Here is a 15,704-nt window from a genome sequence, read left to right on the forward strand (position 1 = left end):
ATGGATCAGGCGGCACCCCCAGATACGGTTATCGAGTCCTACGGCATCGCGCAGATCATGGCGGCGATTCCGCATCGCTATCCGTTTCTGCTGATCGACCGGGTCGTGGATCTCGTGCTCGACCAGTCGGCGGTCGGCGTGAAGAACGTCACGATCAATGAGTTCTTTTTCCAGGGCCATTTCCCGAGCGAGCCGGTGATGCCCGGCGTTCTGATCGTCGAGAGCATGGCGCAGACGGCGGCGGTCCTGGTGGTGGCGACCCTGGGCGAGGGCGCGCAGGGCAAGCTCGTCTATTTCATGTCCGTGGAGGCCGCGAAATTCCGCCGGCCGGTCGTGCCCGGCGACCAGATCCGCGTCCACGTCACGAAGGTGCAACGACGAATGAATGTGTGGAAGTTCTCGGCCCAGGCCAAGGTCGACGGCGTCGTCGTCGCCGAGGCGACCTATGCCGCGATGATCAGGGACCGGTGAGTAACGTGGATAGCATCGCTGGCAACGCCTCCATCCATCCTTCGGCCGTGATCGAGGCAGGCGCCACGATCGGCGCCGGCTGCCGGGTCGGACCCTTTTGCATCGTTGGCCCCGGCGTCGTTCTGGAGGAGGGCGTCGAACTCGTCTCTCATGTGGTGATCGAGGGCCAGACCCGGATCGGCGCCGAGAGCCGTCTCTCGGCCTTCGCCTCCGTCGGTCTTCCGCCGCAGGATCTGAAGTATCGCGGCGAGCCGACGGGCGTTGAGATCGGGCCGCGCAGCCATCTGCGTGAGCATGTCACGGTGCATCGCGCCAGCGTGGGCGGCGAGGGCATGACGCGGGTGGGCGCGGACTGTCTGCTCATGGCCTGCAGCCATGTCGGACATGATTGCCGCGTCGGCGACCGGGTGATCCTCGCGAACAATGTGATGCTGGGTGGGCACGTCCAGCTCGGCGAGCAGTGCTTCCTGGGCGGAGGTGCTGCGATCCATCAGATGGTTCGCATTGGCCGCCATGCGATGGTGGGCGGGCTCGCGGGCGTGACGAATGACGTCCCGCCCTTCGGTAATGTCTTTGGCCTTCCGGCCCGACTGGTCGGGCTGAACGTGGTCGGCCTGCGGCGGCGGGGCTTCTCGCGGGAAAATCTCCATGCGTTGCGGGCGGCCTTCCGGCTGCTCTTCAAGGATCCTGGCACCTTCGCCGAGCGCATGCTCGTGGCCGAGGAGCGCTTTGCCGGGGACATTCTGGTTGGGGAGGTGCTCGGCTTCCTGCGGTCCGGTGACCGCCGGCGCGAGCTTATCCGTCCGGGCCGGATGGCGGCCGAGTTGGGGGCCGAGGACGAAGAGGCGTGAAGCTCGGCCTGCTGGCCGGCGGGGGACCTTTTCCGGCGCGCGTCGCCGAAGCCGCCACCAGGTCGGGCCATGATGTCTTCGTCATCTGCCTGAAGGGCTTCTGCGATCCGGCCGATTACGTACGGTTTCCACATTCGGTGGAGCGTATTGGTGCGGGCGGCGCAATCATCCAGCGATTGAAGGATGAGGGCGCGACCCATATCGTCCTCGCGGGCAAAGTGAAGCGGCCGTCCATGCTGTCGCTCCTGCCCGATGTCTGGATGGCCAAGGCGATGGCGCGCGTTGGCGTCGCGCTTCTCTCAGGGGACGATGCGCTGTTCCGGGCCGTGGTTCAGGTGCTCGGCGAGGAGGGGTTCGAGGTCGTCTCGCCGCAATCCCTCATCGAGGACAGCACCGTTGCCGAAGCGGGCCTCCTGGTGGGCTCGGCGCCCGACGCGCTGGCGCGGGCGGATATCGGCCGCGGGATCGAGACGCTGCGCCGCCTGGCCCCGATGGACGTGGGGCAGGCGGTGGTCGTGCAGCAGGGCCTGGTGCTCGGCATCGAGGCGGTGGAAGGGACGGACGCCCTGATCGCGCGGGCCGGCGATCTCCGGCGCGATGGCCCTGGCGGCGTGCTGGTGAAGCTCTCCAAGGTGGGTCAGGAAATGCGGGTTGACGCGCCGGTGATCGGGCCCGTGACCGTGGCCGGCGCCCGCTCCTCGGGGCTGCGCGGCATTGCCATCGAAGCCGGCCGCACCATACTCGCCGAGCGGGCCGCCACCCTTGAAGCGGCGAAGGCGGCGGGACTTTTCGTCCTGGCCGTCGATCCGGAACACTTCACCGCCTGAACGCCATCACATCGACAGGAGATTTGAGAATGAGCGATAGCTTCCGCTACCTGCACACCATGCTGCGCGTCGGCGATCTCGACCGCAGCATCGCCTTCTACACGACCCATCTCGGCATGAAGGAGATCCGTCGCAACGACGTGCCGGACGGGAAGTACACCCTCGTCTTCCTCGGCTATGGCGACGAGAGCAAGGAGACCGTCCTGGAGCTGACCTACAACTACGGCGTCAAGACGTATGAGATGGGTGGCGCCTTCGGCCATCTCGCCGTGGGCGTGCCCGACATCTACGGCACTTGCGAGAAGATGCGCGCCGCCGGGGTGAAGATCTCGCGCGAGCCCGGCCCGGTGAAATTCGGCACCACGCTCATCGCCTTCATCGAAGATCCGGACGGCTACAAGATCGAGCTGATCCAGAAGAAGTAGCCGATACGATGCATGGGCTTTGGCCCATGCATCATGATCCGTTTCAGCCGTCCAGGCGGACATTCGCCGCCTGGGCCACCTCGCGCCATTTCGCGATCTCGCTGCGAACGAAGCGTCCGAACTCCTCGGGCGTGCCGGGATCGGCGATGGCGCCCATGCCGAGGATCCGGTCCTGCAGGGCGCGATCGTCGAGAATGGCACGGACATCGGCGGAGATGCGGCGGACGATCTCGGGCGGCGTCGCAGCGGGAGCGACAAGCCCGGTCCAACCCGCCGCCTCATAGCCGGGCGACAGCGTTTCCCCGATTGTCGGAAGTTCCGGAAGCTGCGGAATGCGGCGCGGCTGGGCCACGGCCATGGCCCGGGCACGCCCGCCCTGGACCTGCGGCAGGGCGCTTGCGACGCTGTCCATCATGAGCGGCACATTGCCGGCCACCAGGTCCGAGATGCCCGGGCCCGATCCCCGATAATGCACGATGTTGAAGCGCAGCCCGGTGCGCAGCTGTAGCAGTTCGATGGCGAGATGCTGGCTGGTGGCCGGGCCTGCCGAGGCGATGTTGATCTCGCCCGGCCTGGCGCGGACCAGTGCCGCGAGCTCCTGGATCGTCTGGGCCGGGAAGCTTGGATGGGCGATCACCAGCAGGGGCACCATGACGACGTTGCTGATGGGCGCGAAGTCGCGCTCGGCGTCATAGGGCAGCCGTTGCAGCACGGAGGGATTCACGCCCAGCGTGCCGGAAGTGCCGGCCGTCAGCGTGTACCCGTCAGGCGCGGCGCGGGCGCCGGCCTCGAGCGCCGGTGCCCCGGCGCCACCGCCGCGGTTCTCGACGACGACGCGTTGCGGCCAGCGCTGCGAAAGCTGGTCGGCCACGAGCCGCGTGAAGATGTCGGCGGCCTGGCCGGGCGGGAAGGGCACAATAATCCGGACAGGCCGCTCCGGCCAACCCGATTGCGCCTGAGCGGCGAAGGGCAACAAGGCAGGCGCGGCCAACAGGCCCCGGCGCGTGATCGTCATCGTTTTCCTCCCTCGGCGGGTCTTGCCGCTCTTTGGTGTGCGGTTAGCTTGGCGGCATGGGAAAAGGAAACGCAAGGCTATGAACGCACTCGATATCGCGGTCCTGCCTGGCGACGGCATCGGACCGGAGGTGATGGAAGCCGCGGTGGCCGTGCTGCAGAAAGTGGATGCGCGCCATGCACTGGGGCTGGGCTTCACCGAGCTCCGCGCTGGCGCCTTCGCCTATCGCGATACGGGGACGGATCTCTCCGATGAGGTCTTCGAGCGTTCTCGCAAGGCGGATGCCATCCTGCTCGGCGCGATGGGTTGGCCCGGCATTCGTCACGCGGACGGCACGGAGCTCGCCCCGCAGATCACCTTGCGCCAGAGGTTGGACCTCTTCGGTGGGGTACGCCCCATCCGTGCCATCCCGGGCGTGCCTCTGCCGCTTGCCGATCCGCGCGCCGCGAAGATCGATTTCGTGATCCTGAGGGAGAGCACCGAGGGACTGTTCTTCTCCAAGGACAAGGGCCTGGTCACGCCGGATATGGCGGAGGAGACGCTGCGGATGACGCGCGGCACCTCGCTGCGGCTGGCGCGCATGTCCTTCGATCTCGCCGGGCAACGCGCGCAGCGGCTGGGTCGGCCGGGGCGTGTGACGCTGGTGGACAAGGCCAATGTCTTCCGCGCCTTCGCCTGGCTGCGCGCGATCTTCGGCGAGGTAGCGGCCGAGTATCCGGATGTGCGCCATGATGCTGCCTATGTGGACGCCATGGCGCTCGATCTGATCCGGCAGCCTTGGGATTTCGACCTGCTGCCCACCGAGAACATGTTCGGCGACATCCTGTCGGATCTTGCTGCCGGGCTGATCGGCGGCATGGGCTTCGCGCCATCGGCCGATCTCGGCGAGGCGCACGCCGTGTTCCAGCCGAGCCACGGCACGGCGCCTGACATTGCGGGTCAGGGCAAGGCCAATCCCACCGCGACGATCCTCTCGGCGGCCATGATGTTGGACTGGCTGGCGATGCGCGGCGCGGGCGCGCATCTGGCCGAGGCTGCCGGGGAGATCAGGGACGCGGTGGATGCCGCCTTCCTGGGCGGATTGAGGACGGCGGATGTCGGCGGCCCGACCGGCACGGTGGAGGCCACGCGCGCCGTGCTCGACGCGTTGGGCTGATGCTCCGATGGACGTGATCCCCTGGGCGATGGTCCGGCCCTCTGCGAAATCCGGCAAGGTGATCGCCGCCTCGGTTTTCCGCCGTGTGGTTGACCATGATCATCCCCATCGCGACGCCGGCGGCACAAATCTGCCGGAGGAATGGCCCGGTGTTGCGACCGGGCGCGTGGCGTCCGCTGTCGTTCCGGGTTAAGCATTGCAAGATGCGTCTCCGGTTGGGCCAATCGATGTTGCGACCAGACCATGCCCGCGAGGTGATCCGTGCCGGCGGTTCCGGCGAGACGACGATGGATGGTTGCCTCGCCGATGCCCTGCTGGATGCCGCCGGGGTGAGAACCGTGGTTGCCCGGTGCCAGGCGGCCGGCGCAACATTCTGAAGACGAAGACTGGAGAATTTTTGTATGAGCGGACTCAAGCCTCTCGCACGCATTCACTGCCCCCCGCGATCGGCCATGCAATCGGGCCGGGCGAATACCCACGAGTGGGTTTTGGAATACGCCCCCTCCGAAAGCGTGCGCCTCGATCCGTTGACCGGATGGCCGGGCTCGGGTGATACGCGCAACCAGCTCTGTCTTCGATTCCCGACCCAGGAGGCGGCCGTGGCCTACGCCGAGGCCAAGGAAATTTCCTTCGAGATCGAGCCGCGTTTGCCGGCAAAGCCGATCAAGCCCAAGGTCTATGCGGATAATTTCCGTACCAACCGGGGCGAGAACTGGACGCACTGACCGGATTCCGCGCCCTTAGCTCAGTTGGATAGAGCAGGAGCCTTCTAAGCTTCAGGTCGGTGGTTCGATTCCACCAGGGCGCGCCATTTTGAAATCACCCGCCGAAAGCGCAGCTATCGCTTTGAACGGTAAGGATAAAGTAGGAGTTCTAAACCCCTCTTTCCGGACGTACGGAAGTTTGCCCGCGAATACCAATTTCAGGACTGCCCGGCGCTTCTCAAGCGACCCAGAATCCCAAAGATTGCAAGGGTTTGCGAGGAAGGTCAGGGCGGTTCTAAGACTCTCGTCAAAGGTCTTCCCCAAAACCACGGTATTCGCCATGCGCTCCTTGATGAGGATCGCATCGGCTTCAAGCTTGCGGACCCGTTCCTCGAAGGCTGCGATCACGCTCGGGACAGTCGCATCGAGGATTCGGTCGAGCACCTGGTCGCGCTGGGCGTTGATCCTCACCAGCTCGACGGCCATCGCCTTCTTCTGCGCCGCGATCTGGTCGCCCCGATTGTCCCAGAGATCACGGAACATCCGGCTTGCCACCTTGAACAGCTTCTCGGTCGGACGAACCGAATTGAGGAGCTGATCGAACTCACCTTCGATCACGTCGCGGCGAATCGACTTGCCGTAGCTGGGGCAACCCGGCTTGTGGCAATGGTAGTAGGGGTGGAGCTGGTACTTCCCTTTGGCCCAGCACGAGGTCAGGGAGGAGTTGCAGTCGCCGCACGCGACGAAGCCCCGGAGCGGGAAGTCTTCGTCGAGGTTCCGGCGCTTGGCCGTGCGGCCAATGCCGCTCAGACGCTCCAGAATGCGATGATGGGTCTGATAGGTGATCAGGGCCTCGTGCTGCGCGGGTCGGAGCGAAACGTCCCAGCTAGGCGCGTCGATGTAGCCTGCATAAGCCACCTGCTTCAGAAGGATGCCGACGCGCTGGTGCCGGACAAGACCGCGCCGATCCTTCGGGAAGAGCGGATTGTCCTGAAGGAAACGGACGACATCCGCCTGAGTCTCGAAGCGGCCATGGGCATAGCCTTCGAGCGCTTCCTGGACGACAGACGCCACAGGCTCATTGCGTTTCAGCATCATGCCGCGCTGGGGCACGCGTTCCCAGCGATAGCCGACCGGAGCCTGGAACACCCAATAACCGTTCATCACGCGGGCGCGCATGCGGTTCTTGGTCTGCTCGGCGTTCTTACGGCGGTGATGGTGAGAGAAGGTCGCCTGAAGGTGCTCCTGGAATTCGGAATCGGCGTCGTCGCCGAACTGCACCGTGGGAGATTTCAGAATGCCGCCCGCTTTTCGGATCAGATCGCGAAGGTCGATGTGGGTGCCCAGGTCGCGGGCGAGGCGGGAGATGTCGTCAATCACGACCATCACGCCGCGCGAGCGATGCTGGCGCAGAAATGCGAGCAGCGCTTTCATGGCCGGGCGGTCGGAGACGCTTCCAGTGATGTCATCCTTGAAGACGCCGACCACGCTCCAGCCTTGGAACTCGGCATATTCGCGGCAGCGCGTTTCCTGGCTCTGGAGCCCCTGGCCACGGCTAACCTGTTTGTGGTCGGAAACCCGGCAGTAGATCACCGCCGGGGTTGTTTGCTTCTCGGGCATGGAGTGTCGCCTTTCTGGCACCGCTCGTCGGTGTCCTCTCAGTGGTTGGTTGAGGCCGAGTCTACTCGGAGCGGGACTCGCCGTCCGGGCTGGGGAGCAGGGGGGCGATGTTATCCACATCGATTCCCATCTCGACGAAGCTGCGCATGATCTCGAAGATCACGCGGAGCAGCTCGTCCTTCTGAGCGTCGTCCATGTCGAACTCGCTCAGCTCGGCGCGGTAGTTATCGGGGTTGAACTCCAACGCGCCGGGGACGGGCGCGGGAGTGTTGCGAGCTTGCGCGCCATTCGCGCAAACATCGCTCTTCGTGTCGTTCGTGTTCATCACACCCTCCTTGAACTCACCATATAGAACAAAACAGGAACAATCAAGGAATTTAATCCTACTGTTCTCTTTTTCGTCTTTGGCTTGAAGGGGATTGGATCAGCATTTCAGCAGCCCGGCGACGCGCTGCGGCTTGCAATTCAGGAGATCAAAACGGAAATTAAATTCCGGTCGCTGGAGAATGGTTTTTGCTTGGATCTCGTTCTCGTGGCCGTCCGCGAAAGCATACCAATCCATTGAGCCGAATCAAAGCGAACGCGGCGCTCGCCGTGCTCACGCTCGTTCAGCAGGAGGAGGGATGGTCCAAGGCTGAAACAGGCCGACAGATCGGCGCTTTCGGCGACGTGGCAGCATCGAAGAAGATTGCCGACCGCCAGCACGCGGATTTTGTGATGGACGACAAGACGGCGGCGAAAGCGCTCGATGGTGGTCCGGTCGACGCCCATTTCGAATGGGCGATCTATCTTTGGGCCCGGGCGAAATATTCCAAAGATCTGGCAGACAGATGCACCGAGGAGGAGATGAGGCAGCAGGAGCCATTGATCGCTGCTTTCACCGATTTCTGGGGCGTCAAATCACTATCGGCCGATCTTGTTCGGAGCGCGGCGGGTGAATACGAGATGTATCGCCCTTTCTATAAAGATCCCCATTCAAAGATCCTGGTGTCGCGTTTCAGCGTCGGCGGCGCCAGCATGTTCCGATGCGAGATGCGGGCAGACGCATCCGACATCGGCAAGGACGTCCCGCGAGACAGATTTCACGGGAAGCTTATCCCGCACGGTGAGAGGCTGATGGCCGTACTGCGGTCCCCCATGCGGATCAGCTCCAGCATCATCATCCATTTTGACCAGATTGTATGCGAGCACTCCGACGAACTGATTACAGCCATGGACGGCGTGATGCTCACCGCGATTGGCTATGGCCCATCCAGCGCCTGGCCTGCCTGCTGGCGCCGGGTCGAGAGCGCGGAGCATGCTCACCCCCGCCTGATCGAAAAGGCCGACTGGGGTAATCTCGATGAGAGTATCCTCGACGCATTGGGCCGGGGCACGGTGCACTGGAATCCGAGGCACAACTCATCGTTCAAGCGTGCTGCAGGTTCCTAGACGACTAGAGCGGCTGGCGTAGCTCCCGGCATCAGCTGGTGCTTGTGGAGCCGCTCCTCGTTGGGGGAGGCGATTCACAAAATAAGCAAACTGAACCGTGCAAGGTGTGCGGTGTAGTACCGCAACCTTGGCAAGGGGGCCGCTGCGCGCCCCCGTTGCATCCCCCAGCATGGCGGCTCTTCGGGGATAGACCCACTCATCACCGCCGCAACGTATGGCCGTTGCATCACCAATCAGGGCGCCTCCGTGCTCCCCGATACCCCATGGCCAACCTCTCGCGGTTGGATCACGACCAGGGAGACTTCGCTCTCCCTTGGAACCCATCGACCAGGGCCGTGCCTGCCCCTTGGAACCCAGCCTCTCCCGAGGGGCCAACCATGCGCGGATTGGATGCGCGCCAACCTTTCGCGGTTGGATCACGATGAAGTAGACCTTCATCTCCCCTGGACCCCATCGACCTCGCAGGCTAGCTTTTTTTCATCTCAGCGAGTCGGCGGTTGATCGATTTTCGTTACATGGAATTGAGATCAAAGATGAAAAGACGTGGATTAACTGTCGCTACTGAAATTCTTTCAAGCCGATTGTCTTCGTGATATCATAGCAAAAACAACAGTGGGAAATCGTGTCAAACGCAAAGCAAATTATAGCAATGCTTAAAAGTCGCTCCGATGGGGACGACGACTTGTTCTTTTCGATAGCACTACAAATAGCTGCGTCTGAGGCACGTCAAGGGCATAAAGATACCGCAGAAGAAATGCGTTTAGAAGTTGATCGCGCACGAGCTGCGCGTTCCCGAGGCCCTTCCGTACCAATAGCTTTTGGAGCACCTCGCGGCAATCTTGAAGGATTGCTCGAAATGCGCCAATCCCGCTTCAAAATGAAAGATGTGGTTCTTAACCCACGTCTGGTTGATCGAATGGCCGACGTGGTTCGCCAGCAACGAAAGCGCGACTGGCTGCGGGAGCATGGAAAGGTGCCTGCACGCCGATTGCTATTCGTTGGCCCTCCCGGCTCAGGGAAAACAATGTCCGCCGAGGCGTTCGCTGGCGAGCTAAATCTGCCCCTTTATGTGATCCGCCTTGAAGGGATTATTACAAAATTTATGGGCGAAACCGCCGCTAAGCTGCGCCTAGTTTTTGACGAATCAGCAAAGCGTCGCGGCGTTTACCTTTTTGATGAGTTTGACGCCGTCGGAAGTCACCGCAACTCCACTAACGATGTTGCGGAAATGCGCCGGGTACTGAACTCCTTTTTACAATTTATGGAAGAAGATAACGCTACTGATAGTTTGATAATTTGCGCCACTAATCATCCCTCGCTTCTTGATAGAGCCTTGCTTCGCCGATACGATCAGGTTCTGGAATTCAAAACACCATCACAGAATGACATTAAAGAAATTATTAGCGTCAATTTGCGACCAATGAAGGCCCAGCGCCTATCTTGGAAGAAAATTTTTGATGCGGCAGAAAATCTTAGTCAATCGGAGTTAGTTCGGGCTGCGGATGATGCCGTTAAGACGGCAATTCTTGAGCAAAGAACCACGATCTCTACGGAAAATATATTGGAGCGGCTCCAAGAGCGCCGCGATATGCGGGCAGCTTTTCTTGATGATCCGGCATAATAATTATAATGACAAGCCGGTTTGATCTTCCTCATCTAGTTATTTCAGCTCGCGTCACCTCCGGCGAGTATGCCGGTCAAGGTGGCGGGGGTTCGAGCTCGCCCCGCATACGAGCTGCCCATGGGGCAAAGCTTGCGGCGGAACTTTCTGCTGCACTTGTCGCGGCGGACGCGTCAAGAATGGTCGATGCGCGCCTAGAGGCCGCGACAGGTAGCTACATTGAAGTCCAGTTACGTAGAGGGACTAATCCCGATACTATAGAGCGAAAGAAGAGTGGTATTTCTCCAAGGGCTGTGAAGGACGATGACGGCGGGCGAACAGTCGCTCTCTTCGTTCCGGATCACGCTCGCGCTGCCTTAGCTTCAATAATTGAAGATTACCGAAATGGCCCGCTCACGGCAGCAGGTAATCCGCCAAAACAAGCAACGGTTGAACCAATCGAAGCGTTCCGCCGCGCCCGCCTGGAAACATTATGGACAGATGATCCCACTACATTACCGCGCGATGCTCAGCATCAAATGTGGTGGTCAGTTTGGGTGTCGCCAGCCAATGAGCCTGCACTTGAAGATATTTGTCAGCGCCTGAGCCTGCGGCCAGCCAATAAGGATCGAAGGCTGTACTTTCCCGAAGCTACAGTCGTCCCTGTTTATGCGACGAGGGCCGCCATTGAGCTTATGATGTTCGCTACGGGTATCATCGCGGAATTAAGACGCGCAACTGATACGCCAGCCTTTTTCCTCGATGATGTGCGATTTAATGAGCACGAATGGAACGACGATCTCGCAACGAGAATTACTTGGCCAGGAAATGATGTTCCGGCAGTATGTCTGCTTGATACTGGCGTAAATAGAGGGCATGCCTTGCTTGAGCCTGCCCTTACTGTCGCGGACCAGCACGCAATCGATGTGACTTGGGGAGTTGATGATCACGATGATCACGGGACTGCCATGGCGGGTGTCATTCTACATGGTGATCTTACAAGCCCATTATCAGACACTGGCCAAAGAGTTCTATCTCACCGCCTTGAATCGGTGAAGCTGCTGCCGCCTAGAGGGGCTGCAGCTAACGATCCACACTCATTTGGGGCTTTAACGCAAGCCGCAGTTGCGTTACCCGAAATTGCGCAGCCTGAGCGGCAGCGTGTCTACTGTATGGCAATTACAAATGAAAACGTTTCCGGTGCACAACCTTCAATTTGGAGCGCTGCTATAGATCAAGCGGTGTCTGGAACGATGATAGGCGACGAAGCGAATGCTCCGCGCAGATTATTTATCGTCTCGGCTGGTAATACTGAACCCGTAATGGAGCGAGCGCGTTGGCTTGGCCAGGATGCCTATCCTGCGGAAGATCCTAGCCAAGCATGGAACGCACTTACTATAGGCGGTTATACTGACCTCGCAGTGATTGATGATGAAGGTTACGAAGACTGGACGCCGATGGCTGAAGTGGGGGCATTAAGTCCGCATAGTAGAACCTCGGTGCGGTGGCCGGGCCGAACACCATTTAAGCCTGAATTGGTTTTAGAGGCTGGAAATCGGGCTGTAAGCCCCGGTGGTATAGACTTAGTAAATCTAGATTCACTTTGCCTTCTTACCACAGGGCGAGACTTAGGGCAGCGCCCCTTAGTTCCAATTAATGCAACAAGTGCCGCGACCGCGCAGGCAGCTCGAATGGCTGCACAGCTCACTGCAACATTTCCGGATTATTGGCCTGAAACGATCAGAGCTCTGATGGTCCATAGTGCTGAATATACTCAACCAATGCGAGCGAACCTCGACGCCGTAGCAGGTTTGAGGGATCGTTACGCGATAGTCCGTCAATTCGGTTATGGCGTTCCGGACGTAGACCGGGCCTCGGCTTCGGCACGAGATCATCTTGCGTTGATTGCTCAAAATAACATTCAGCCGTTCAGACTCGAAGGCATACGTAAATTTAATGAATGTCATTATTATTCACTGCCATTGCCTAATCAGATATTGGAGCAGCTAGGTAACGAGTCGATCACTCTGAAAATCTCGCTGTCTTATTTTATTCAACCTAACCCGGGTTTCTCAGCAAATGTTGACCCTCAGCGTTATCAATCTTTCGGATTGAGATTTGATCTTCGAAGAAAAGGTGAGTCTCTGGCGAATTTTAAGAGTCGAGTTAATGCTTCGGAGCGGCAGAGTAATGGCGCTGCGGCGCCCAATCACCCCGACGATGCTCGCTGGCTACTGGGTCCTGATAGCGTGTCGGCGGGTTCGCTTCATTGCGATACGTGGCAAGGTCCAGCGATTGATTTGCTTGGTAGGGATAGCCTCTGTATCAAGCCCGTTGGAGGTTGGTGGCGGGACCGTGCGGACCGAACTGTTGTAGGCCGTCAAGCACGCTACGCCCTGGTGATTACGCTCAAAGCGCCGCGGACCGATGTTGACCTTTACTCTGCTATTTCGGCCGTGATTGCTCCGCCAATAGCGACGCCAACGCCAATTCAGGTTTAACAAAAATTCCTTATTGGGCATCTTAGGGTTAATATGAAATTGCCTTCCAGCATTGAAATCGAACAAAACGACGACGAATATTTTGCAATACCAGAGGATGCAATAAAATATCTTCCAGAAGAATGGCGGGAGCCAATTCAAGCTCAAATGGATAATGGGCGAGCAGTCCTCAAATCTATTGATAAAGAGCTTTCGCAATTATTCAAACTTATAAACTCTATCCCGTCGCTAATCACTTTGAAGCATATACGAGATCGGATGGTTGCATATGAATTTTCCGCAAATATTGATTCTATTTTAGAAAATGAAATGCTAACTACGGCGTTTGTTGTTACATATGTGCGCCTTCATCATGGTGGGGATGCCGTTGGCTTTTCTCGTAAAACGCTCCCTGAGAATCTCCGCAAATCTCACGACGAGATAATCGAGTTTCGGAACAAAAGATATGCCCACAATGACGGCCATCCTTCTGTTGAAAGTGCAACAGAAATACAATTTTATGATAATACGTTTAGTATTCGTCCGACGTTAAAATTAGGAACTTATATCGGCGGAGCCTTGGCTTGGCGCGATTTAGTAGATTTTCTTGACCAATTGACGCACACTCGCATCCATAAGCTTCTGGCCGCCCTAAAGACCAAAACTGGCCTAAACTGGACTTTCCCATCTGGGCCAGAAACCAAGCAATGATTAAACGCCCTCACACGGGATCGCCGGAAATTCTGTTGGGGGGTTGATAAAGCTGAGGACTTAGGGCTTCGCCCCCAGCGCACTCCGGAGAGCCTTCCACCCAGCTTCGGTCGCTGCGCTCCCTGCCAGCCGGGTCCCTGCGAAGGCTCCCCTCCGTTTGCACCCCCATTCTCGCCGAAGGGCAGAGGTCCAACTGCGTTGGACCTTGCCTCTAATCGGAGCGGAGCGTCTTCAGGATAGCCTCGATGTCGTCGTCCGCAGAGGACACATCCGGCGTGAAGAGAGCCGCGCCGTTTGACCGGGAGTATTCCAGCCAGGCGTAAGGCGAAGGCCGCTGCCGCACATCGCGCAGATACCCGCTCAATTCGGCGCGCTCCCAGAAGTTTGGCATATCGACGGTGAAGAAGCCGGAGTCACGGGCTTCGAGGAGACCCGTCTCGCCGCCCGTCGCCTTGCGAATGTCCTCCACCTGGAGGACAGGGCGCGATTGTTCCACCAGATTGTCGCCGGAGCCGTTGACCTGGTTTTGCGAGACGTTGAACCCGCGCACCATGACGCTGGTCTTGCCGGAGCGGTGCTCCATGTCCTTCAGCGTCTCGTTGTCCGGCAGGCCGCGATAGATGGTATGCGCCACAGCCTTCTTCCAAAGGCGCGCCATCTCCCGCCCATAGCGGGCCTCAATCTGCGCGGCGGCATTCTGGAAGACGCCGAGGAAGTTGATTCCGCCTTCGCGGTAGAGGGTCAGGATCTCATAGAAGTTCGAGACATAGAGCTGGCCCCATTCTTCGCCCACGACCATCGCGCGCAGCGGCCCATGGGCATCCGCGAAGCGCTCGATGACCGCCGCCGCCATCGCGCCGACGAAAGTTCGACTCGTCTGGCTGCGCGCAGAGCCGATGATAAAGAGCGCCGTGCGCTCATGCTTCATGTCGGCAGGATCGAAGCTGTTGGCATCGGTCGCGGCGCGTGCCGCCGAGCCCCGCTGGTAGCCTTGGAGCTTCTCCAAGAACATGGACGAATAGGCGTTCCACTGGTCCCGGGATTCCGTCAGGCCCGCGAGCTGGAGCGACATTCCAGACTCGTCCTGCATCCGGCCATCGCTCGCCCAGGTCTTCAGATCCTCGGCAATGTCCTCGCGGCCACGACCGTAAAAGTCCCACAGACCGCCCGCCGTGCAGGGCCAGCGCTTCGAGGGAAACTTCGCGGCAATCTTGATGTAGTGGGCCGCCGCCGTGCGAGCGCCCTGGCCAACCCATTTCGAGCCTGCGTCAGGATCGACCGGGAAGTGGTAGCTCGCGGCATCGTTCGCCGCCTCGCCGAGCAGGCCATGCAGCGCGGGGCGCGCGGCGATTTCCAGGACGCGCGTGTTGAAGTTGTAGGTCTCTGTCGGATAGCCGTAGAGGCGACCAGCGTTGAGGAAGCGGACGCGGTAGCCTTGCCGCTCCAATGTCTTCCACGACATCCAGGCCAGCTCACCGTCCTTGGGGTCAGTGATAATTTTGCTCAGATGCGCCGTGCGCGGGGAGACGAGATTCACACCCAGGAAGCGAGTGAGCTTGCCTTTGCCTGCCTGTGCATCAATGGCGACAGGCTCCGTGCCATCATAGACGAGCGCCCGGCCACGGTTGAAGCCAAGCTCAATGCCCCGGCGCAGCCGTTCGCCGGATGGTACGAGCGCGCTCATAGCAAGCCGGAATCGTTGAGGTTATAAGGATCATCCAGCCTGGCATCGCCGAGCGCGCCGCTCGGGTTGGCATCCAGCATGGCTCTCGATTGCGCCTCGGCGCGGGCTTCCGCCCGCGCTCTGGCAACTCGCGCTTCATCGGCATCCTGCCACGCGCGCCGCTGCTGCGCGTGGGATTCGAACATCCAGAAGAACTGCACGAACTCGCTGACGTAGCGGAACATCAGCGCCGCGCCTCATCATCCCACGAGGCATAGTCGAAGGGCTTGGCGGGCGGCGGGAGGGTGGCGCCGGGCGCGGGCGGCGGCTCCGGCTGCTGCTGCGCCAGCTTCTGCGCGTCTTCGGCTTCCTTGAACTTCTCGATCAGCAAACCGAGGATCAAGGAGCCAAAGGTGTAGCCGATAATCCCGGCATACATCGGGAAGTCGGGGTGGGTGTAGATCGGCAGACCCAGCCACTGGCAGATGAGACGCAGGATCGGCAGGCCCATGAGGATGCCGATCAGGCCGCGCCCCACATAAGAGCGGGCTTCCTCCGGCGTGACGATGGCACCGAAGAGCGAACGCGGCTTGTTCCAGGCCCAGAAGGCCACGAAGGTGAAGAACAGCGCGGCCAGCGCCACCATCGCGGCGATGAAGATGACGAAGTAGCCAACGATGCACACCGCGATGATGAGGATCGCCATTTGCGGGTCCACCTGGTTGTTATTGTTGGACATGAGCAGAACTC

General features: G+C 60.1%; 17 protein-coding genes and 1 tRNA gene. 12 read left to right on the forward strand and 6 right to left on the reverse strand.

What is annotated here, in order from left to right; genetic code table 11:
- Genes fabZ through gloA form a run of 4 tightly spaced genes read left to right on the forward strand, consistent with a single transcriptional unit; the run spans position 1 to position 2,574 of the window.
- Entirely contained in the window at positions 1-471 is a 471-nt protein-coding gene (fabZ, locus tag ACO057_RS17650) for a 3-hydroxyacyl-ACP dehydratase FabZ (RefSeq protein ID WP_421993923.1), read from the forward strand.
- Positions 472-476: 5 nt separating this feature from the next.
- Entirely contained in the window at positions 477-1,322 is an 846-nt protein-coding gene (gene lpxA / locus ACO057_RS17655; RefSeq protein WP_421993924.1) for an acyl-ACP--UDP-N-acetylglucosamine O-acyltransferase, read from the forward strand.
- Positions 1,319-2,149 carry an LpxI family protein gene (locus tag ACO057_RS17660; RefSeq protein ID WP_421993925.1) on the forward strand — a complete coding sequence of 277 codons (831 nt, stop codon included), beginning with the start codon at positions 1,319-1,321 and terminating at the stop codon, positions 2,147-2,149. Before lpxA ends, ACO057_RS17660 begins: the two co-directional genes overlap by 4 nt.
- A 29-nt stretch (positions 2,150-2,178) precedes the next feature.
- Positions 2,179-2,574 (forward strand): lactoylglutathione lyase, encoded by a 396-nt coding sequence (gene gloA / locus ACO057_RS17665; RefSeq protein WP_421993926.1) that lies wholly within the window; start codon positions 2,179-2,181, stop codon positions 2,572-2,574.
- 43 nt (positions 2,575-2,617) lie between these two features.
- Here the strand turns inward: gloA and ACO057_RS17670 are convergent, their stop codons facing one another.
- Positions 2,618-3,589, reverse strand: coding sequence for a Bug family tripartite tricarboxylate transporter substrate binding protein (locus ACO057_RS17670; RefSeq protein WP_421993927.1), 972 nt, complete (start codon positions 3,587-3,589; stop codon positions 2,618-2,620).
- A gap of 79 nt (positions 3,590-3,668) precedes the next feature.
- Here ACO057_RS17670 and ACO057_RS17675 point away from each other — a divergent pair, with 79 nt between their 5' ends.
- The 4 genes from ACO057_RS17675 (at position 3,669) to ACO057_RS17690 (ending at position 5,556) form a co-directional block, all read left to right on the forward strand.
- The gene (locus ACO057_RS17675) at positions 3,669-4,745 is read left to right on the forward strand and encodes an isocitrate/isopropylmalate dehydrogenase family protein (protein WP_421993928.1); all 1,077 of its coding nucleotides are present in this window, start codon (positions 3,669-3,671) and stop codon (positions 4,743-4,745) included.
- Positions 4,746-4,840: 95 nt separating this feature from the next.
- Complete coding sequence (locus ACO057_RS17680) at positions 4,841-5,122, forward strand: hypothetical protein (RefSeq protein WP_421993929.1); 282 nt, start codon at positions 4,841-4,843, stop codon at positions 5,120-5,122.
- A 24-nt stretch (positions 5,123-5,146) separates the two neighbouring features.
- Positions 5,147-5,470, forward strand: coding sequence for an ETC complex I subunit (locus ACO057_RS17685; RefSeq protein WP_421993930.1), 324 nt, complete (start codon positions 5,147-5,149; stop codon positions 5,468-5,470).
- Between the two features lie 9 nt (positions 5,471-5,479).
- Positions 5,480-5,556 (forward strand) — tRNA-Arg (locus ACO057_RS17690).
- On the opposite strand, the gene ACO057_RS17695 is transcribed toward ACO057_RS17690, so the two are convergent.
- Both ACO057_RS17695 and ACO057_RS17700 read right to left on the reverse strand, forming a co-directional pair.
- Positions 5,522-7,069, reverse strand: a complete 1,548-nt coding sequence (locus ACO057_RS17695; protein ID WP_421993931.1) for a recombinase family protein — start codon at positions 7,067-7,069, stop codon at positions 5,522-5,524. The two genes, ACO057_RS17690 and ACO057_RS17695, sit on opposite strands and share 35 nt — an antisense overlap.
- A 61-nt stretch (positions 7,070-7,130) precedes the next feature.
- The gene (locus tag ACO057_RS17700) at positions 7,131-7,394 is read right to left on the reverse strand and encodes a hypothetical protein (protein ID WP_421993932.1); all 264 of its coding nucleotides are present in this window, start codon (positions 7,392-7,394) and stop codon (positions 7,131-7,133) included.
- Positions 7,395-7,630: 236 nt separating this feature from the next.
- Between ACO057_RS17700 and ACO057_RS17705 the strand changes: the two genes are divergently transcribed.
- The 4 genes from ACO057_RS17705 (at position 7,631) to ACO057_RS17720 (ending at position 13,291) form a co-directional block, all read left to right on the forward strand.
- A complete protein-coding gene (locus ACO057_RS17705) occupies positions 7,631-8,500 on the forward strand; it encodes a hypothetical protein (RefSeq protein ID WP_421993933.1) in 870 nt (289 codons plus the stop codon).
- Positions 8,501-9,149: 649 nt separating this feature from the next.
- Positions 9,150-10,121: an AAA family ATPase gene (locus ACO057_RS17710; RefSeq protein ID WP_421993934.1), complete on the forward strand. Its 972-nt coding sequence runs from the start codon at positions 9,150-9,152 to the stop codon at positions 10,119-10,121.
- 179 nt (positions 10,122-10,300) lie between these two features.
- On the forward strand, positions 10,301-12,601 hold the full coding sequence (locus ACO057_RS17715) for a S8 family peptidase (protein ID WP_421993935.1): 2,301 nt from the start codon (positions 10,301-10,303) through the stop codon (positions 12,599-12,601).
- A 33-nt stretch (positions 12,602-12,634) separates the two neighbouring features.
- Positions 12,635-13,291 carry a hypothetical protein gene (locus tag ACO057_RS17720; RefSeq protein WP_421993936.1) on the forward strand — a complete coding sequence of 219 codons (657 nt, stop codon included), beginning with the start codon at positions 12,635-12,637 and terminating at the stop codon, positions 13,289-13,291.
- Between the two features lie 211 nt (positions 13,292-13,502).
- Here ACO057_RS17720 and ACO057_RS17725 read toward each other — a convergent pair whose 3' ends face one another.
- The 3 genes from ACO057_RS17725 to ACO057_RS17735 are packed head-to-tail and all read right to left on the reverse strand — an operon-like array spanning position 13,503 to position 15,660.
- Positions 13,503-14,975: a type IV secretory system conjugative DNA transfer family protein gene (locus ACO057_RS17725; RefSeq protein WP_421993937.1), complete on the reverse strand. Its 1,473-nt coding sequence runs from the start codon at positions 14,973-14,975 to the stop codon at positions 13,503-13,505.
- Positions 14,972-15,199: a hypothetical protein gene (locus ACO057_RS17730; RefSeq protein ID WP_421993938.1), complete on the reverse strand. Its 228-nt coding sequence runs from the start codon at positions 15,197-15,199 to the stop codon at positions 14,972-14,974. The genes ACO057_RS17725 and ACO057_RS17730 overlap by 4 nt, the downstream gene beginning before the upstream one ends.
- Positions 15,199-15,660: a hypothetical protein gene (locus ACO057_RS17735; RefSeq protein ID WP_421993939.1), complete on the reverse strand. Its 462-nt coding sequence runs from the start codon at positions 15,658-15,660 to the stop codon at positions 15,199-15,201. The genes ACO057_RS17730 and ACO057_RS17735 overlap by 1 nt, the downstream gene beginning before the upstream one ends.
- Between the last annotated feature and the right edge of the window lie 44 nt (positions 15,661-15,704).

The sequence above is a fragment of the Roseococcus sp. genome, from assembly GCF_965227005.1.
Taxonomy (GTDB): Bacteria; Pseudomonadota; Alphaproteobacteria; order Acetobacterales; family Acetobacteraceae; genus Roseococcus.

Bases quoted from the DNA above. Each gene is read 5' to 3' on its own strand.
- ACO057_RS17695 (WP_421993931.1), bottom strand. From the start codon at position 7,069: ATGCCCGAGAAGCAAACAACCCCGGCGGTGATCTACTGCCGGGTTTCC.
- ACO057_RS17680 (WP_421993929.1), top strand. From the start codon at position 4,841: ATGATCATCCCCATCGCGACGCCGGCGGCACAAATCTGCCGGAGGAAT.
- ACO057_RS17725 (WP_421993937.1), bottom strand. From the start codon at position 14,975: ATGAGCGCGCTCGTACCATCCGGCGAACGGCTGCGCCGGGGCATTGAG.
- ACO057_RS17675 (WP_421993928.1), top strand. From the start codon at position 3,669: ATGAACGCACTCGATATCGCGGTCCTGCCTGGCGACGGCATCGGACCG.
- ACO057_RS17730 (WP_421993938.1), bottom strand. From the start codon at position 15,199: ATGTTCCGCTACGTCAGCGAGTTCGTGCAGTTCTTCTGGATGTTCGAA.
- ACO057_RS17720 (WP_421993936.1), top strand. From the start codon at position 12,635: ATGAAATTGCCTTCCAGCATTGAAATCGAACAAAACGACGACGAATAT.
- ACO057_RS17670 (WP_421993927.1), bottom strand. From the start codon at position 3,589: ATGACGATCACGCGCCGGGGCCTGTTGGCCGCGCCTGCCTTGTTGCCC.
- gloA (WP_421993926.1), top strand. From the start codon at position 2,179: ATGAGCGATAGCTTCCGCTACCTGCACACCATGCTGCGCGTCGGCGAT.
- ACO057_RS17685 (WP_421993930.1), top strand. From the start codon at position 5,147: ATGAGCGGACTCAAGCCTCTCGCACGCATTCACTGCCCCCCGCGATCG.
- ACO057_RS17735 (WP_421993939.1), bottom strand. From the start codon at position 15,660: ATGGCGATCCTCATCATCGCGGTGTGCATCGTTGGCTACTTCGTCATC.
- ACO057_RS17715 (WP_421993935.1), top strand. From the start codon at position 10,301: ATGGTCGATGCGCGCCTAGAGGCCGCGACAGGTAGCTACATTGAAGTC.
- fabZ (WP_421993923.1), top strand. From the start codon at position 1: ATGGATCAGGCGGCACCCCCAGATACGGTTATCGAGTCCTACGGCATC.
- ACO057_RS17700 (WP_421993932.1), bottom strand. From the start codon at position 7,394: ATGAACACGAACGACACGAAGAGCGATGTTTGCGCGAATGGCGCGCAA.
- ACO057_RS17710 (WP_421993934.1), top strand. From the start codon at position 9,150: ATGCTTAAAAGTCGCTCCGATGGGGACGACGACTTGTTCTTTTCGATA.